This is a genomic window from Ruegeria sp. AK4, from assembly GCF_056541025.1.
The window spans coordinates 709,002-724,366 of record NZ_JBQFXS010000001.1 but is presented as its reverse complement, the minus strand read 5'-3'; the positions used below and the strand labels follow the sequence as shown (position 1 = coordinate 724,366).

Below are 15,365 nucleotides of genomic sequence, written 5' to 3'. Positions count from 1 at the left end.
ATGTCCGGTCAAATCAAGCGCCGACGGCCATTCGCGTCTCGTCCATGCTGTTGGACTGCGGGTCGCGCAGAACGTATCCCCTGCCCCAAACGGTTTCGATATAGTTTTCACCACCCGTTGCATTGCTGAGTTTCTTACGCAGCTTGCAGATGAAAACGTCGATAATCTTCAATTCGGGTTCATCCATGCCGCCATACAGGTGATTCAGGAACATCTCTTTGGTCAGCGTGGTGCCCTTGCGCAAACTCAGCAACTCGAGCATCTGGTATTCCTTGCCGGTCAGATGAACCGTTTTCCCGTCCACTTCGACCGTTTTGGCATCCAGGTTCACGGCGACACGCCCGGTATGAATGATGGATTGCGAATGCCCTTTGGAGCGGCGGATAATGGCGTGAATACGCGCCACCAGTTCTTCGCGGTGAAAGGGCTTGGTCAGGTAATTATCCGCCCCAAAGCCGAACCCCTTGATCTTGCTTTCAGTGTCGTCGGCACCGGACAGGATCAGAATCGGGGTTTCCACCCGCGCGATCCGCAATTGGCGCAACACTTCATGTCCGTTCATGTCCGGCAGGTTGAGGTCCAGCAAAATAAGATCGTAGTCATAGAGCTTCGCCAGATCGATGCCTTCCTCGCCCAAGTCCGTTGCGTACACATTCAGGTTTGCATGTGTCAGCATCAATTCGATGCTTTTGGACGTGGTTGGATCATCCTCGACAAGAAGTATTCTCATTTACTGCTCCAATTCGGGTCAACAATTCCTATTGAAGTTAACCCTGACCAATAATGGTTAATCTGACGTTACCGTTGAATCATTTATTCGGTATCGCCTTTAGGTTGTCTATATTTTTTTAGGGCCGTCACCTTCAAGGCATCCACACCGTGTTCTGCGACGGCTGAAACCCATGTATTGAACTCTTCATCGCTGATGCCATAGCGCTTTTTTGCGTCTGACAGGGTGATCAGCCCGTACAGAACCCCGCGCACGACAATTGCCTTGCGCGAGGCGACCCAGCGGCGCGTGTCCCCGGGCGGTAAATCGGCGCGTGTCAAAACCGTTCCATCCGGCAGGGTTACGGACCGTGGCCCTTCAACTTTGTGCAAATACATCTCTCAGCCCTTTCCTGATGCGACAAAGTTGCAGCCAGCCTACTTAATGGCGCGTGAAACCGCCCCTTGAGAGTGTCTAGAATTTTCCTATATTCTGCCGGTCTTTCTTAACCCGGACTGGAATCGCCATGGCCCTCGCTGCCGAGACCCAAATCAATTCGCTTGGCTTTGCCAAACCGCCCTCGGAAACGCGGGTGGTTGTTGCCATGTCCGGCGGCGTGGACAGTTCCGTTGTGGCGGCGCATCTGGCCGATCAGGGCTATGACGTGGTCGGCGTGACGCTGCAGCTTTATGATCATGGCGCGGCGCTGGCCAAGAAAGGCGCGTGCTGCGCGGGGATCGACATCCATGATGCACGTCGCGTGGCCGAGGAGCGTGGCTTTCCGCACTACGTTCTGGACTATGAGAATATCTTCAAGGACGCCGTGATCGACGAGTTTGCCGACAGCTACCTGGCGGGCGCAACCCCTGTGCCCTGCATTCGCTGCAATGAGCGGGTGAAATTCAAGGATCTGCTGGAAACCGCCAAGGACCTTGAGGCCGACTGCATGGCGACCGGCCACTATATCCAGCGCAAGATAGGCCCTAAAGGCCCGGAACTGCACAGCGCCGAGGATGCCAATCGCGATCAATCCTACTTCCTGTTCTCGACCACGCCAGAGCAGCTGGACTTTTTGCGCTTCCCGCTGGGCCACCTGCCCTCGAAAGACGCCACGCGCGAGATGGCGGCGCAATACGGGCTGGCCGTGGCCGACAAGCCCGACAGTCAGGACATCTGCTTCGTGCCCAATGGCAACTACGCCAGCGTGATCGAAAAGCTGCGCCCCGGAGCAGCCGAACCGGGTGAGATTGTCCACGCCGATGGCCGCGTTCTGGCGCAGCACGACGGGGTGATTCACTATACCATCGGTCAGCGGCGCGGTTTGGGCATCGGCGGCCTGAGTGAGCCGCTTTACGTGGTCAAGCTGGACGTGGACAAGAAACAGGTCGTCGTCGGCCCGAAAGAGATGCTGGCCACCCGCACTGTCCCGGTGCGCGAGATCAACTGGCTGGGCGATGAGCCCTTTACCTCGCGCGATGAATGGCATCTGTCGGTCAAGGTCCGCTCGACACGCCCCCCGCGCGAGGCGATTGTGCGCCCTTTGTCGGACACGACTGCCGAGGTTGAACTTCTGACACCCGAAGAAGGCATCTCTCCCGGTCAGGCTTGTGTGTTCTATGAAAGCACCGGCAGCCGCATCTTCGGCGGCGGATGGATCTGGCGCGGTTACTAGATCGCGTCCGTCCAAGAGTTGCTGAGGATGTAAAGCCCGGCGAAGATCATGACAAAGGGCACCAGCTTTTCCAGCCTGTGCGCAAGATGTCCTGTCATGAACGGTACCCTGGCCCCCAGCAGCGCGACCGAGGCCAGACCCAGCGCCGCACTGCCCGCGCCGATAAGGCCCGCAATTCGGAAACCGGGGGCGGAATCGGCCAGCAGAGGCGCGAGCACGGCGAACGTATCCATCGACAGGCTGACAAACAGCATCGAAATCACTAGGGTCGAGGCACCGGTTTCGATCTTGGGGTCCTGCGTTGGCGACGTGCCGCGGAACTGACGCAGAACGCCCAGCACTCCCAAAGTCAGGGGGATAAGGCCCAGATAACCGGCCCAATGGGGTATGACGTCATCGACGCCGATTGCCACCAGATAAGCGGCGGTGATGACAAGTATCTGCGCGGCAAGAAATCCCAGAACCGACCGTTTTGGCCCCGAAACCATCATCAGCGCCAGCAAGGCCGCGACATTATCGAGGTTGGTCAGAACCTGCGCCGTAAAGGCCGACAGTGCAAAGACCGCATAATCCAGCATCAGGCGTTCATCCGATCCAGCACGGCGCGCGCGGCGCGCAGACCCGGAGCCTCGCCCCCACGACCCAGCCGATCCATGGTCAGGTCCATCGCTTGACGTTGCGCGTCGGGGGCGTTTGCAACCTGCCTCAGCGCCTCGGCTATTTTATCCGGCTGGCAATCATCCAACAGGCATTCGGGAACGGCGCGGGTTTCGGACACCAGATTGACCAGCGTCACCGTGTCCAGACTAACCATCCGCTTGGCGATCAGCGTGGTCAGCCAGTTCAGGTTATAGGCGATCACCATCGGCGTCGCCTGCGCGGCCAATTCCAACGAGACCGTGCCCGACGCCGCCAGAGCAAGATCGGCGGCTGCAAACGCGGCTCGCTTCTGCGCCTGCGCCTGATCCGAGGGCATATCCCTCGGGTCGACGACCAGCGGCGTCCCCGGCCAATCCCGAACGTGTCTGGAGACCGTCTCAACCATATGCGCGACCGCCGGAACAACGATGCGCGCCTCGGGACGGTCCTGCAGAAACTGTTGCAGCGCCGAGCCGAAGATCGGCGCCAGCCGTTCGACCTCCCCCTTGCGAGAGCCGGGCAGTGCGAGGACAATGGGAGCATCGCCAAGATCATGATCCGCGCGGAACCGTGCAATGTCCTGTTGTGATGCCACGGGTTCGTTCACAACCGGATGGCCGACGAAATCACATTCCATCCCGGCGCGTTCCATATAGGGCGGCTCGAACGGTAGCAGCGCCAGTACATGGTCAATGACCTTGGCCATCTTGTCCGCCCGTCCCGGCCGCCACGCCCAGACGCTGGGGGCGACATAATGGACGGTGCGGGTATCGCTTGACGCTTTGACGATCTTTGCCACGCGCAGGCTGAAATCGGGGCTGTCGATGGTGATCAGCACATCCGGTTTGGTGTCCAGAACGGCCTGCGCAGTCTCGGCGATCCGGCGTTTGAGGTGGAAGAACTTGGGCAGAACCTCGACCAGACCCATCACGCTGAGTTCGGACATGGGAAAACGGCTGTTCAGCCCCTGTGCCCGCATCAGCGGCCCGCCGACGCCATCAAACTGCACATCCGGGACAAGCGTTTTCAGCCCCTCCATCAGTGCGCCGCCCAGCCGGTCGCCCGAGGGTTCACCGGCGACCAGAAACACGCGCATCAGACGGCCCGCTCGCGCACGAAAAGAAACAGGCCCAGACGATTGCACTCGGCGATCACCCGGTCCCGCTGCAGGACGATTACGCCTCCCTTTTCGATGACAATGCCGGACAGCCCTGCGGCCACGGCACCGGTCACGGTGTCCGGTCCAATCGCGGGAAGGTCTGCGCGCCGGTCCTGATCGGGTTTGGGGCCCTTGAACAAAACTCCGCCGCCCGCGTCCGGGCGTTGCGTCAGTGATTGCAGCATCCAGGCGGTGCCGAAAATACCCTCGACCGCCAGAGCCTGCCCCTTGGCGACGGCGCAGGCTTGGCCGATATCGGCGGCCCCCATGGCGCGCAATATCCCGGCGGCCCGGTCGGCGTCGGCCAGATCAGCCTCGGACGGCTGCGCTTCGGTCAGGCACCCCAAAGGCTGCAGAAGACCCGGCGCGATGTCGTGTGCGGCGCGCACGTGCAGACCGGCCTCTTCGAATATCCCGATGGCGGCGCGCAACGCGCCATCATCGCCCGCCATCATCGCCTGCTGCAGGATCGGGACCAGAGGCATCGTGGCTGCATCAATCCGCGACGGATCAATATTCGGGCGCTGCACGGCACCTGCCATGCAAATTTCGGCCACGCCCCTGGCGCGCAGGTCCGCGATGAAACTACCCAGATGCTCTAGCGGGAACACGATATCTGGGGTCAGGCTGTCGGGCAGAAACCCCTCCATCGCGCAGATCACGGGGCGCTCGGCCAGTTCGGCAACCACTTCGTTCGGCAAAGCTCCGGTTCCCGCAATCAGCGCAAGCATCGCCTTACTTCCCCGGTGTCAGGAAGGAACGGTCACTGTGCCCGGTCACGAAATCGACGATCCGCTGAACATATTCGCTTTCGGTCTCGTCCCCTACCCTGTGGGCGCGGTCCATAAAGGTACCCTCACCCTTGGACAATTCGCGGAACGCCGCGCGCAGGGCCGAGATATCCTCGCGTGAAACGCCTTTGCGCTTCAAGCCGACAAGATTGAGCCCGTCCAACTCGCCCCGCGGAGCCTGCACAAGCCCGTAGGGAATGACGTCATTGGGCACCATGGTCAGCGCGCCGATGATGGCCCCGCGCCCGACGCGCACCCATTGATGCAGTCCGGAAATACCGCCGATGATCACGTCATCCTCGATAATGCAATGCCCAGCGGCCCCGGCATGGTTCACCATGATCACCCGGTTTCCGATCTGCACGTCGTGAGCCACGTGAACCCCGGCCATCAGCAGGCAGTCATCCCCGATCCGGGTCACGCCGCCACCGCCATCGGTGCCAGTGTTGACAGTCACATGCTCGCGAATCCGGTTGCGTTTGCCGATTTCAAGCCGGGTATCCTCGCCGCCGAATTTCAGATCCTGCGGAATTTCACCGATCACCGAGAAGTTGAATATAACCGTTTCATCCCCAATTGAGGTTTCGCCGGTCACGACAACATGCGATTTCAGTTCAACCCGGTCGCCTAATGTGACCTGAGCGCCCACGTAGCAGAACGGGCCAATCACGCAGTCCTGGCCGATCCGCGCCCCGTCTTCGATGATTGCGCTTGGGTGAATGCCGCTCATGCCGTCTTTTCCATCTCCCAGTCGACATACGCCGAAAATTCGGCTTCGGCGGCGACATCCCCGTCGACAGTTGCGCGCCCGCTGAACTTGAACAGCTTGCCGCCCTTCTTGCCGCGCAGGGTTTCGACATGCATTTCCAGCACATCGCCAGGCACGACCTTGCGGCGGAACTTGCATTTGTCGATGCTCATGAAATAGATCAGCAGTTCGGTATCGATCACATCCATGCCGACGCCCAGCATCACGCCTGCAGTCTGGGCCATCGCCTCGACAATCGTCACGCCGGGCATGATCGGCGTTCCCGGGAAATGCCCCTGGAAATGCGGCTCGTTCATCGTGACGTTCTTGATGCCCCGGGCCGAGTGGTAATCGTTGATGTCCACAACCTTATCGACCAGCAGAAACGGATAGCGATGCGGCAATATCCGCTGGATCAGCTGAATGTCGGCGCTTTTGGGTTCCGTGGTCATAATGCAGTTGTCCCGTTTTGGATGTCTCACTTCCCGCGTGGTTAGCAATACCGGAACGCAAGGGCAAGCAAACCTATTCGCTCTGACCGCCCTGTAATTCGCTTCCGTCACCGATGGTGGCGTTGATCCGTGCAATCGCTGCATCGGTCATGTCGGACGTATCCGAGCTTAGAAAGACATTCGACCGCTCCAGAATCATGGACGCGCCCGTTTCGCGCAGCAGATCGATCAGAACCGGGCGAGCGAGGGCGAAGAAGGTCTGGCGATCCTCTTCACTGCGCCGGGTCAGAGCGTCCAGTTTCGCGCGCTGGCTTTCCCTGTGGGTCTGGACCTTGCGGTCGAACGCCTCGGCCAGCGGGCGAAAGTCTTCGGGCTGCAGCTCGGCGCGTTTTTCGGTCAGGTCTTTTTCTTCCCGGCTAAGCTCCGCGACGATCCGTTCGTTTTCTTCGGCCAGCAGCGCGCCTTCCTGTTCGATATCCCGCAACACGCGCTGTCCAAAGGCCGAGTCGGTGAACAGCCGGTCACTGGAAATTGTCAGAACGCCATGCGGGGACACTCCCAGCTGCTGCGCCGCGACCGGCGCTGCAAACAAAAGGGCCAGAAATGCGCACAGGGCCCAAAGCGGGCCCTGTTTTTGTGTCAGCAACTTCGTCAGCATCGCAGATCAGAACCGGGCCTGAACGGTCAGGTCAAAGTTCTGTTCCTTGTCAAAGCTCTCTTTCTTCAGCGGTTGGGAGAAGTTGAACCGCAGCGGGCCGAAGGGCGTTTCCCACAGGACCGAGATCCCGATCACATGACGGATAGAGCCATCGGCACCGACGATGGTTGCCCCTGTCGTGTCAACATCGTCAATATTGTACAGGTTGCCCACGTCATAGAACACGCCGCCGCGCAGACCCAGCTCTTCCGGCAGGCCCAGCGGGAAGTCGGTTTCGAACCGGGCGACCCAATAGTAGTTGCCGCCGATGGCGTCGTCCTGCCCGTTGGACAGATCGCGCGGGCCGATACCCGCCGGCTCAAACCCGCGGAAGGTGTTGGGACCCAGAACAAAACGGTCAATGGTGCGGCTGAAATCGTTTCCGCGCCAGTGCAGCGCGCCAAGTTCCAGCGTCGCCCTCAATATGACCTCTTCGTTCCAAACGCGCGTCTGGGCAATGCCCCGTGCGGTGGACTTGAAGAATTTGTTGTCACCGCCCAGACCGGCTGCATCGACGCCAATTTCGAACAGAACGCCCGCGTTCGGGTTCAGACCGCCAAGGCGGCTGTCATAGACATAAGAGACACCCAGCGTACTGTTGACCCGCTTGCCCTGCGCGATCTCGGACGAAATGACGGCACCGTTGACCTCATTATCCTGTTGGGTCATCTCGCTGCGGTCCCAGCCGTAGCGCAGGCGGAGTGTCGACAACTCACCGATGGCGTAGCTCAGCTGAGGCCGGAAAAACAGGCTTTCAGTGTCATAGCTGGCAAAGCTCGAGTTGGTCGAGGACAAACCCAGACCCAGATCAAACTGCAGTTTCCGCCCCAGCAGGTAAGGTTCGGTGAAGTTCAGCGTGTATTGTTCAGAGTCCTGAGCGGTTGACAGGTTCAGACCGATGGTCTGCCCCCGGCCCAAAAAGTTCCGTTCCTGAAGACCGATGGCGATACCGAAACCATCCGTGACCGAGTAGCTACCACCAAGGCTCAGCGATCCTGTGGGCTGCTCTTCAACGTCCACATCCACGATAACCTGGCTGGGCGACGATCCCTCGCGCGGTTCGACGTCGGCGTTGGCAAAGAAGCCAAGCGCATTGATACGTTCGGCAGCGTTGCGAATCTCGCGCGGGTTGAACGGGTCGCCTTCGACGGTGTCGAATTGACGGCGGATAACCCGGTCCAGCGTTGTTGTGTTCCCTTCGATATCGATCCGCTCAACAAAGATGCGCGGGCCGCGCGACAGGACGAACTGTACGTCTAATGACAGGTCACGTTCGTTGCGGGTGACACGCGGCTCAACACGCAAGAAATCGACACCCTCTTTCAGTCCAAGACGTTCCATCCTTGCAATGGAGTTTTCCACCAAAGTCGGCGTATAGGTCACGCCCGGCTTGATCTTCAGCGAGTCCTGGTAAATGGCCGGATCGACACCCGGGATTTCACTGACAGTGGTGATCTGGCCGAACGAGAATTTCTGACCCTCGGTGATGTTCATCACCAGAAAGAACGCGTCGCGTTCGCGGGTGAATTCCACATTGGCGCTGTTCACACGGAAATCGATATATCCGCGCGACAGGTAGAAATCGCGAATGACCTGTTTGTCGAATTCGATGCGATCCCCGATAAAGGTGTCGCTTCGGAAGAACGTCCGCAGGAACGTCGCTTGCTTGGTTTCCAGCACACGGCGCAGGCGGCGGTCGGAAAAGGCGCGGTTGCCCACGAAGCTGACCCGTTCGACCTCGATGGTCGTGCCCTCGGCCACCTCAAAAACCAGATCCACCCGGTTGTCGCTGCGGCGGATGATGCGCGGGATGACTGTCGCGGCCACACGGCCCTGCGCGGAATAAACCTCGGCGATCAGGTCGGCATCTGCTTCAGCAACCTGCGGCGTAAACACGCGGCGCGGTTCCGACGAGATAACACCAAGAAGAACATCGTCCTTGATGCGGGCGTTCCCTTCGATGCTGATCTGGTTGATCGTCGGGTATTCCTGCACCTCAATCACCAGAGTGGTGCCGCGTGGCGTCAACTCGACTGTTTCAAAAACACCACTGTCAAGCAAACGCTGATAGGCATCGTTCAATTGCCCGGCAGTAACCGTCTGGCCCGGTTCGATTCCCGTACGGGCGATGATCGTGCCGCTTTCGATGCGCCGGTTACCCTCGACGTCGAAGGAATTGATCGTGAAACTCTGCGCTTGCGCCGCATGGGGCAAAGCCAGCAAACTCACTGCTACAAAAAGGAAAAGGAAGGTTAGTGGCTGCCACAAAATCTTGTTTGCCGGCTTTTGCCCCCCGCAGGATGTGCCCGCGCCTTGCCTGTCAGTCATTTTATGCTCTACCCAGAATTTTAAGACTTTAAAGCTGAGTAGCGGGAATAAATCCACTTGTCAAAAGGCCAAAAAACGCACCCTGCGATAGGGTGCGCCGTCTGCTTTTACCGGAAGAGAGTTAGAATCACAGACCCGCGAGGTAAGCGCCGCCAGCCAAGGCCAGAGCGGTCGCACCGAAATACAAAAGCGAGTCCCAGTTCAGGATGAACAGGAAGCTGACACTCTGATAAGATTTCCGCAGTGCTTTTGACATGACCGCCTCACTTGTAGCGGAATAACCATACCCCAAGATTGCGGCGACATTGCGGCGTCAATGTGCGGCGGGCGTCATATTCAGCAGAACAAATCATTGCTGACCGAGAACAGCATCAGGGCCAGAATAAGCGTCAATCCCACGCCCATAAAGACCCGCAGCGCCCTTTCACTGGGCGGTTTGCCCGTGACGGCCTCGTAGGCGTAGAACACCAGATGGCCGCCGTCCAATACCGGGATCGGAAACAGGTTCAGCAACCCGACGGCTGTCGACAGAACGGCGATGAAGAAGATGAAGTTCTGCGCCCCCTGGCTTGCCATCGCGCCCGAGGTCTCGGCAATCCCAATCGGGCCCGAGATATTGCAGGTGCTGATCGCGCCCGTCACCATGTGCCACATGCCCGAAAGCGACCCTTCGATGATGCGTATGGTCTGGCGCACCCCGCCGGACAGGGAATCCATCAGCCCCGCCGGTACGGTCGCGGGCTCAAGCATCATGCCCCCGACGATGCCAATCCGCCAATGAGTGACGAACCCGCCATCCGGTTTCGGTTCATCCGTGCGTCGCGGGGCCAGCGCAAACTCAAGATCGGCCCCGTCACGCCAGACATTCAGCAACAGAACGCGCCCGTCAGAGCCTTCGACAAACTCCTTGAGTTGCTCGAACGCAAAGATGGGTTCGCCGTTGACGGCAGTGATCACATCCCCCTGCTCGAGCTGAATGTCCATCGCGGCGCTGCGCGGCGCGACCTGCCGGATCAAGGGCGGGAACAGCCACGGTGCCTGCACATCCATGGTCTGCCCGTCGCGGATCACGGTATAGTCCAGAACGGGTTTGACAGGCAGAGCCTCGGTAAACTCGCTCCACGTGCTTTCTTCGTCAAACTCAGGCGTCGGGATGCCGGCAATCGCGATGATTTCATCGCCGACCTGCAGGCCCTGAACCGTGCCCGGTAGTGGCTGCAGCGTTCCAATCGTCAACGGTTCCCGGGAAACGCCCTGTGACCAGAAGATCAGGCCAAAGACCAGAATCGACATGATAAAATTGAACACCGGCCCGGCGGCAACAGTTGCCGTGCGCGCCCATAGCGGGGCACCGTGCATCGTGCGGCGCAGCTGTTCGGGGCTTTGTTCGGCGATGTCCTCCATCGCCTCGGAATCCTTGCCCGAAGCGGCGTTCGCATCGCCAAGGAATTTCACATATCCGCCAAAGGGCAACAGCGCGACCTGCCATCTGGTTCCGCGCTTGTCGATCCGGCTCCACAAAACAGGGCCGAACCCGATCGAGAACACCTCGGCATGGATGCCGGACCAGCGTCCGACGATGTAATGGCCATATTCGTGCACCGCCACAATGGCGGACAGAGCGACCACAAAGGCCACAATCGTGTACAGCAAATTGCCGAACTGGGGGATCAGTGAGAGTGCGTCCAATATTCTATCCTGCTCTTACGATCACGGCTTCATCGACCCATTGACGCGCCAGATGGTCCGTTTGCTGCACGTTATCAAGTGTCAAAGGGGCATCAATAAGGCCATCTTTGGCATCAAACCGGTCCAGAACCTCGGCCACCGCGTCGGCCATGCTCAGGAAACCGATCCGGCGCGCGATGAAATGGTCCAGCGCCCGTTCCTTGGCCGCGTTGAACACCGCCCCGGCCAGCCTGCCGCGTGCCATGACCTCACGCGCCAGTTTCAGTGCGGGATACCGCGCCTCGTCCGGGGTGTGAAAGCGCAACTGCCCCAGCTTCGCCAGATCCAGCCGGTCCACCGGCAGATCGCGTCGTTCGGGCCAGTGCAGCGCATAGCCGATGGCGTGGCGCATATCAGGCGCGCCCATGTGGGACATCACCGCACCGTCCCTGAACCCCACCATCGCATGTACGATGGATTCGGGGTGGACCAAAACCTCGATCCGATCCGGTTCGATCTCGAAATATTCCCGGGTCTCAATCACTTCCAGCGCCTTGTTGAACATCGACGCGCTGTCTATGGTGATGCGCTGTCCCATGTTCCAGTTGGGATGGCTCGAAGCTTGCTCGACCGTTGCCTTCGCCAAATCGGCCAGAGGCCAATCGCGGAAGGCACCGCCGCTGGCGGTGATGATCACGCGTTCAACTGCCCTCATATCCTCGCCCACAAGCGCCTGAAACACGGCAGAATGCTCACTGTCGACCGGTAAAAGACGCGCGCCGTGCGCCCTTGCGGTTTCCAGAACCAGCGCCCCGGCACAGACCAGAGTCTCCTTGTTCGCCAGCGCCAGCGTTGCGCCCTGCTTCAACGCCTCGATCCCCGGAGCAAGGCCCGCCGCGCCGACAATGGCCGACATCACCCAGTCCGCAGGCCGCGCCGCAGCCTCGACAATAGCGCGTTGTCCGGCGGCCACTTCGATCCCGCTGCCCTTCAGCGCGTCCTGTAGGTCTGGCAGGCGATTTTCATGCGCCGTAACCGCCAGATCCGCCCCCAAACGCCTTGCATCGGCTGCCAGCCGTTCGATATTCGCCCCGCCGGTCAGCGCCACGACATCATAGGCCGAGGGGGCGCGGGCAATCAGATCGATTGTGTTCTGACCAATCGATCCGGTCGCTCCGAAAATCGAAACTTTGCGCATTACATAGCCTCGGGCGCGTAGATCAGACCAGCAATCAGGACAAACAGGGCCGCCCCCATCATTCCGTCGAACCGGTCCAGAAACCCGCCATGACCGGGTATCAGGTTCGAACTGTCCTTGACCCCGAATTTCCGTTTCACAGCGCTTTCAACGATGTCGCCTGCCTGACTGGCCATCGACGCAAGGACAGACACAAGCACGAAAGCAAAGCCAAAGCCGCCATAGATAGCAAAGCCCGTTCCAACAACCGCAGCAGCCGCCCATCCGCCGGCGGTGCCGGACCAGGTCTTTTTCGGGCTTACCTTAGGCCAGAACTTAGGGCCGCCAAAGGTTTTGCCCACAAAGTATCCGGCCACATCCGTTGCCACCACAACGGCAATCAGCCAGACCATGAAGCTGAACCCCATATTCTCGCGGATCGAGATGAACCCAAGCCCCGCCGCCGCGATCCACAATGCAAACACGGCGTAAAGTACCCGAGACCGGCCGACCTGCCCGGCCCCGCCCAAAGCCGGGACCAGCAGAATGAGCAGGTTGAAACCGGGTGGCAAATGATAGCTCAGGATCACCGCAATTGCCGTCAGAACGCCCAACTGTATTGCAACGCCCGAACGCTGCGGGTCGATCATCCGGACCAGTTCCCACGTCATCAGACCACTGGCCGCCGCAATGAACGTTTCGAACCAGAGACCGCCCAGCCAGACCTCGACCGCGCCAATGACCACCAGAACTGCTGCAGAAAGAACCCGCGCTGTCAGATCAGACCATCGGCCATCACTCATGCCGGGACCGCCCCGAACCGCCTTTCGCGCGAGCCGAAATTGCGGCACAGCTTCTCTAGCTCGGAGGCGGTGAAATCCGGCCACAGCGTGTCGATGAATTCGTATTCCGAATACGCCGACTGCCAGAGAAGGAAATTGGAGATACGCGCCTCGCCGCTGGTGCGGATGACCAGGTCTGGATCGGGCAATACGCGTGTATCCAGATACTTAGGAAGTGTTTCTTCATCCACTTCTTCAGGCCGCAATCGCCCTTCGGCCACGTCCCGGGCCAGTCTTTTGGTCGCGCGGGCAACCTCGTCCCGGCCGCCATAGTTCAGGGCAACTGTCAGGTGAACAAGGTCGTTATCCTTGGTCTCTTCTTCCAGCGTGTCCATCAGCTCGGTCAGCTTCGAATCCAGCCGGACGCGATCCCCGATGAACCGGACGCGAATGCCGTTGTCGGCCAGTGTCCGGGTTTCCTTGATGATGTAGCGGCGGAACAGGTTCATCAGCCCGGCGACTTCGACCTGAGTGCGCTTCCAGTTCTCAGTCGAGAAGGCAAAGATCGTCAGGTATTTGATCCCCAGCCCCGGACAGGCCTCGACAACTTCGCGCACGCGGCGGGCGCCGGCGTGGTGGCCGAACAGCCGGGGGCGGCCCCGGGCCTGGGCCCAGCGGCCATTGCCGTCCATGATGATGGCCACGTGGCGCGGGCCAACGGGTAGCTCGATGTGGGGATCTTTGGGCATTCTACCTGCTCAGACCTGCATAATCTCGGCCTGCTTGGTCTCAAGCGCGGCGTCTACGGCCTTGATCAATTCGTCGGTCAAATCCTGAACTTCACTTTCCCAGAACTTCTGATCATCCTCGGACATGCCATCGGCCTTGGCCTTCTTGATCTGATCCATCCCGTCCCGCCGGACGTTGCGGATCGACACGCGGGCGCTTTCCGCATATTGCCCGGCAACCTTGCCAAGCTCGCGGCGGCGTTCTTCGTTCAATTCGGGGATCGGCAGCATGATAATGGTGCCGTTCAGTTGCGGGTTAATCCCCAGCCCGCTTTCGCGGATCGCCTTTTCCACCTTACCGACCAATGACTTATCCCAGACGTTCACTGTGACCATCCGAGGCTCGGGCACATTGACTGTGCCCACCTGATTAATCGGCGTCATCGACCCGTACGCATCGACCATCACTGGCTCGAGCATCGAAGCCGAGGCCCGCCCGGTGCGCAACGAAGCAAATTCAGTCCTGAGGTTTGCCATGGCGCCTTCCATGCGGCGTTTAAGGTCATTGGTATCCAATTCGAAGTCATCAGACATGCTGCTCACTCCCCGTCTTCAAATGCTGTTTGGATGGGTCTTAAGCCATCACAAAAGGGATGTATAGCAATCATGATGAGGAATTGTGGCAATGACCAGAGTTGTTTCAGGCATTTTTTGCGCCACAGGTAAAATGCGAAAGCCGACCGGTTTGTGACACCGGTCGGCTTTTTGATTTTTGCCGCGCGTCAGGCGTTCACATCGACGACAACGCGCCCCTTGACCTGACCTTTCAAAATATCCGCGCCCAATTGTGGCAGATCGGACAGGTTGGCGGGATGAATCATCGCTTCGAGCTTGTCCATCGGCAGGTCCGTGGCTACCCGCTGCCAGGCGCGGACACGGTTGTCATAAGGCTGCATGACACTGTCGATTCCCAACAGGTTCACGCCGCGCAATAGGAACGGAATCACGGTTGCGGGCAACGCCGCGCCGCCCGCCAGACCGACCGCGGCAACTGAGCAGCCATATTTCATCTGCCCCAGAACCCGCGCCAGCATCGCGCCGCCGACGGCATCGACACACCCGGCCCAGCTTTCGCTTTCCAACGGGCGCTTCGAGGTCTCGTTCAACTCATCCCGCGGGACAATCGTCGTCGCCCCCAAGGATTTCAGATATTCCCCGGTTTCAGGCCGACCTGTCACGGCCGCGACCTCATAGCCCAGATGGCCCAGGATCGCCGTTGCAACGGACCCGACCCCGCCAGCAGCCCCTGTCACCAGAACCGGCCCCTGGTCCGGTGTCAGGCCGCGATCTTCCAGCGACATGACGGCGAGCATTGCTGTGAATCCCGCAGTCCCGACAGCCATGGCCTGCCGTGCATCCAGCCCCTCGGGCAAGGGCACCAGCCAGTCCGCAAGCGCGTTGGCCTTTTGCGAATACCCGCCCCAATGCGCTTCGCCCACGCGCCAGCCGGTCAGGACAACCCGATCTCCGGGCTTGTACCGGTCATCGGTCGAGGCTTCGACCGTTCCCGCATAATCGATGCCGGGCACATGCGGGTAAGACCGGACCAACCCGCCGCCTTTGGGCGACATGCACAGCCCGTCCTTGTAATTCACGGTCGAATATTCGACCGCCACGGTGACTTCCCCATGCGGAAGGTCATCCTGTGAAAGCTGCTTGACCGACGCGCTCGCCAATCCGCTTTCTTCATCCTTATCCATCACCAATGCATTAAACATATGAACTTTCCTTTCGTTCTTTCATGACCAGATCCGC

The 15,365-nt window shown here is 59.7% G+C and carries 17 protein-coding genes; 1 reads left to right on the top strand and 16 read right to left on the bottom strand.

The window, feature by feature from the left end; all coding sequences use genetic code 11:
• Window positions 1–13: 13 nt before the first annotated feature.
• Together ctrA and sciP are read right to left on the bottom strand one after the other, a co-directional pair.
• A complete protein-coding gene (ctrA, locus tag ACR0EZ_RS03335; protein WP_480610815.1) occupies window positions 14–730 on the bottom strand; it encodes a response regulator transcription factor CtrA in 717 nt (238 codons plus the stop codon).
• Window positions 731–813: 83 nt separating this feature from the next.
• A complete protein-coding gene (gene sciP, locus ACR0EZ_RS03330) occupies window positions 814–1,107 on the bottom strand; it encodes a CtrA inhibitor SciP (RefSeq protein WP_480610812.1) in 294 nt (97 codons plus the stop codon).
• Window positions 1,108–1,235: 128 nt separating this feature from the next.
• Between sciP and mnmA the strand changes: the two genes are divergently transcribed.
• Window positions 1,236–2,381 carry a tRNA 2-thiouridine(34) synthase MnmA gene (gene mnmA, locus ACR0EZ_RS03325; protein ID WP_480610809.1) on the top strand — a complete coding sequence of 382 codons (1,146 nt, stop codon included), beginning with the start codon at window positions 1,236–1,238 and terminating at the stop codon, window positions 2,379–2,381.
• On the opposite strand, the gene ACR0EZ_RS03320 is transcribed toward mnmA, so the two are convergent.
• The 14 genes from ACR0EZ_RS03320 to acuI all read right to left on the bottom strand — a co-directional run bounded on the left by ACR0EZ_RS03320 (window position 2,378) and on the right by acuI (window position 15,328).
• Window positions 2,378–2,959 carry a hypothetical protein gene (locus tag ACR0EZ_RS03320; protein WP_480610806.1) on the bottom strand — a complete coding sequence of 194 codons (582 nt, stop codon included), beginning with the start codon at window positions 2,957–2,959 and terminating at the stop codon, window positions 2,378–2,380. The two genes, mnmA and ACR0EZ_RS03320, sit on opposite strands and share 4 nt — an antisense overlap.
• Window positions 2,959–4,116 (bottom strand): lipid-A-disaccharide synthase, encoded by a 1,158-nt coding sequence (lpxB, locus tag ACR0EZ_RS03315; protein ID WP_480610803.1) that lies wholly within the window; start codon window positions 4,114–4,116, stop codon window positions 2,959–2,961. Before lpxB ends, ACR0EZ_RS03320 begins: the two co-directional genes overlap by 1 nt.
• Window positions 4,116–4,910, bottom strand: coding sequence for an LpxI family protein (locus ACR0EZ_RS03310; protein ID WP_480610800.1), 795 nt, complete (start codon window positions 4,908–4,910; stop codon window positions 4,116–4,118). Before ACR0EZ_RS03310 ends, lpxB begins: the two co-directional genes overlap by 1 nt.
• A gap of 4 nt (window positions 4,911–4,914) precedes the next feature.
• Window positions 4,915–5,700, bottom strand: coding sequence for an acyl-ACP--UDP-N-acetylglucosamine O-acyltransferase (lpxA, locus tag ACR0EZ_RS03305; protein ID WP_480610797.1), 786 nt, complete (start codon window positions 5,698–5,700; stop codon window positions 4,915–4,917).
• Window positions 5,697–6,170 (bottom strand): 3-hydroxyacyl-ACP dehydratase FabZ, encoded by a 474-nt coding sequence (gene fabZ, locus ACR0EZ_RS03300; protein WP_480610795.1) that lies wholly within the window; start codon window positions 6,168–6,170, stop codon window positions 5,697–5,699. The genes lpxA and fabZ overlap by 4 nt, the downstream gene beginning before the upstream one ends.
• A 73-nt stretch (window positions 6,171–6,243) precedes the next feature.
• Window positions 6,244–6,828, bottom strand: coding sequence for an OmpH/Skp family outer membrane protein (locus ACR0EZ_RS03295; protein ID WP_480610793.1), 585 nt, complete (start codon window positions 6,826–6,828; stop codon window positions 6,244–6,246).
• A gap of 6 nt (window positions 6,829–6,834) precedes the next feature.
• Window positions 6,835–9,195: an outer membrane protein assembly factor BamA gene (gene bamA / locus ACR0EZ_RS03290; RefSeq protein WP_480610790.1), complete on the bottom strand. Its 2,361-nt coding sequence runs from the start codon at window positions 9,193–9,195 to the stop codon at window positions 6,835–6,837.
• Between the two features lie 127 nt (window positions 9,196–9,322).
• Window positions 9,323–9,451, bottom strand: coding sequence for a hypothetical protein (locus tag ACR0EZ_RS03285; protein WP_480610787.1), 129 nt, complete (start codon window positions 9,449–9,451; stop codon window positions 9,323–9,325).
• Between the two features lie 80 nt (window positions 9,452–9,531).
• A complete protein-coding gene (gene rseP / locus ACR0EZ_RS03280) occupies window positions 9,532–10,884 on the bottom strand; it encodes an RIP metalloprotease RseP (RefSeq protein WP_480610784.1) in 1,353 nt (450 codons plus the stop codon).
• Between the two features lie 4 nt (window positions 10,885–10,888).
• Window positions 10,889–12,061: a 1-deoxy-D-xylulose-5-phosphate reductoisomerase gene (gene dxr, locus ACR0EZ_RS03275; RefSeq protein ID WP_480610781.1), complete on the bottom strand. Its 1,173-nt coding sequence runs from the start codon at window positions 12,059–12,061 to the stop codon at window positions 10,889–10,891.
• Window positions 12,061–12,843: a phosphatidate cytidylyltransferase gene (locus tag ACR0EZ_RS03270; RefSeq protein ID WP_480610778.1), complete on the bottom strand. Its 783-nt coding sequence runs from the start codon at window positions 12,841–12,843 to the stop codon at window positions 12,061–12,063. The genes dxr and ACR0EZ_RS03270 overlap by 1 nt, the downstream gene beginning before the upstream one ends.
• Window positions 12,840–13,571 carry an isoprenyl transferase gene (locus ACR0EZ_RS03265; protein WP_480610775.1) on the bottom strand — a complete coding sequence of 244 codons (732 nt, stop codon included), beginning with the start codon at window positions 13,569–13,571 and terminating at the stop codon, window positions 12,840–12,842. The genes ACR0EZ_RS03270 and ACR0EZ_RS03265 overlap by 4 nt, the downstream gene beginning before the upstream one ends.
• Before the next feature lie 9 nt (window positions 13,572–13,580).
• The gene (gene frr, locus ACR0EZ_RS03260; protein WP_480610772.1) at window positions 13,581–14,144 is read right to left on the bottom strand and encodes a ribosome recycling factor; all 564 of its coding nucleotides are present in this window, start codon (window positions 14,142–14,144) and stop codon (window positions 13,581–13,583) included.
• 188 nt (window positions 14,145–14,332) lie between these two features.
• Window positions 14,333–15,328, bottom strand: coding sequence for an acryloyl-CoA reductase (gene acuI, locus ACR0EZ_RS03255; protein WP_480610770.1), 996 nt, complete (start codon window positions 15,326–15,328; stop codon window positions 14,333–14,335).
• Window positions 15,329–15,365: the final 37 nt, after the last annotated feature.

Excerpts from the sequence above, each read along its gene's own strand:
- frr (WP_480610772.1), bottom strand. The coding sequence starts at position 14,144 with ATGTCTGATGACTTCGAATTGGATACCAATGACCTTAAACGCCGCATG.
- ACR0EZ_RS03285 (WP_480610787.1), bottom strand. The coding sequence starts at position 9,451 with ATGTCAAAAGCACTGCGGAAATCTTATCAGAGTGTCAGCTTCCTGTTC.
- ACR0EZ_RS03320 (WP_480610806.1), bottom strand. The coding sequence starts at position 2,959 with ATGCTGGATTATGCGGTCTTTGCACTGTCGGCCTTTACGGCGCAGGTT.
- ctrA (WP_480610815.1), bottom strand. The coding sequence starts at position 730 with ATGAGAATACTTCTTGTCGAGGATGATCCAACCACGTCCAAAAGCATC.
- ACR0EZ_RS03265 (WP_480610775.1), bottom strand. The coding sequence starts at position 13,571 with ATGCCCAAAGATCCCCACATCGAGCTACCCGTTGGCCCGCGCCACGTG.
- fabZ (WP_480610795.1), bottom strand. The coding sequence starts at position 6,170 with ATGACCACGGAACCCAAAAGCGCCGACATTCAGCTGATCCAGCGGATA.
- sciP (WP_480610812.1), bottom strand. The coding sequence starts at position 1,107 with ATGTATTTGCACAAAGTTGAAGGGCCACGGTCCGTAACCCTGCCGGAT.
- bamA (WP_480610790.1), bottom strand. The coding sequence starts at position 9,195 with ATGACTGACAGGCAAGGCGCGGGCACATCCTGCGGGGGGCAAAAGCCG.
- ACR0EZ_RS03310 (WP_480610800.1), bottom strand. The coding sequence starts at position 4,910 with ATGCTTGCGCTGATTGCGGGAACCGGAGCTTTGCCGAACGAAGTGGTT.
- dxr (WP_480610781.1), bottom strand. The coding sequence starts at position 12,061 with ATGCGCAAAGTTTCGATTTTCGGAGCGACCGGATCGATTGGTCAGAAC.
- acuI (WP_480610770.1), bottom strand. The coding sequence starts at position 15,328 with ATGTTTAATGCATTGGTGATGGATAAGGATGAAGAAAGCGGATTGGCG.
- lpxB (WP_480610803.1), bottom strand. The coding sequence starts at position 4,116 with ATGCGCGTGTTTCTGGTCGCCGGTGAACCCTCGGGCGACCGGCTGGGC.
- lpxA (WP_480610797.1), bottom strand. The coding sequence starts at position 5,700 with ATGAGCGGCATTCACCCAAGCGCAATCATCGAAGACGGGGCGCGGATC.
- ACR0EZ_RS03270 (WP_480610778.1), bottom strand. The coding sequence starts at position 12,843 with ATGAGTGATGGCCGATGGTCTGATCTGACAGCGCGGGTTCTTTCTGCA.
- ACR0EZ_RS03295 (WP_480610793.1), bottom strand. The coding sequence starts at position 6,828 with ATGCTGACGAAGTTGCTGACACAAAAACAGGGCCCGCTTTGGGCCCTG.
- mnmA (WP_480610809.1), top strand. The coding sequence starts at position 1,236 with ATGGCCCTCGCTGCCGAGACCCAAATCAATTCGCTTGGCTTTGCCAAA.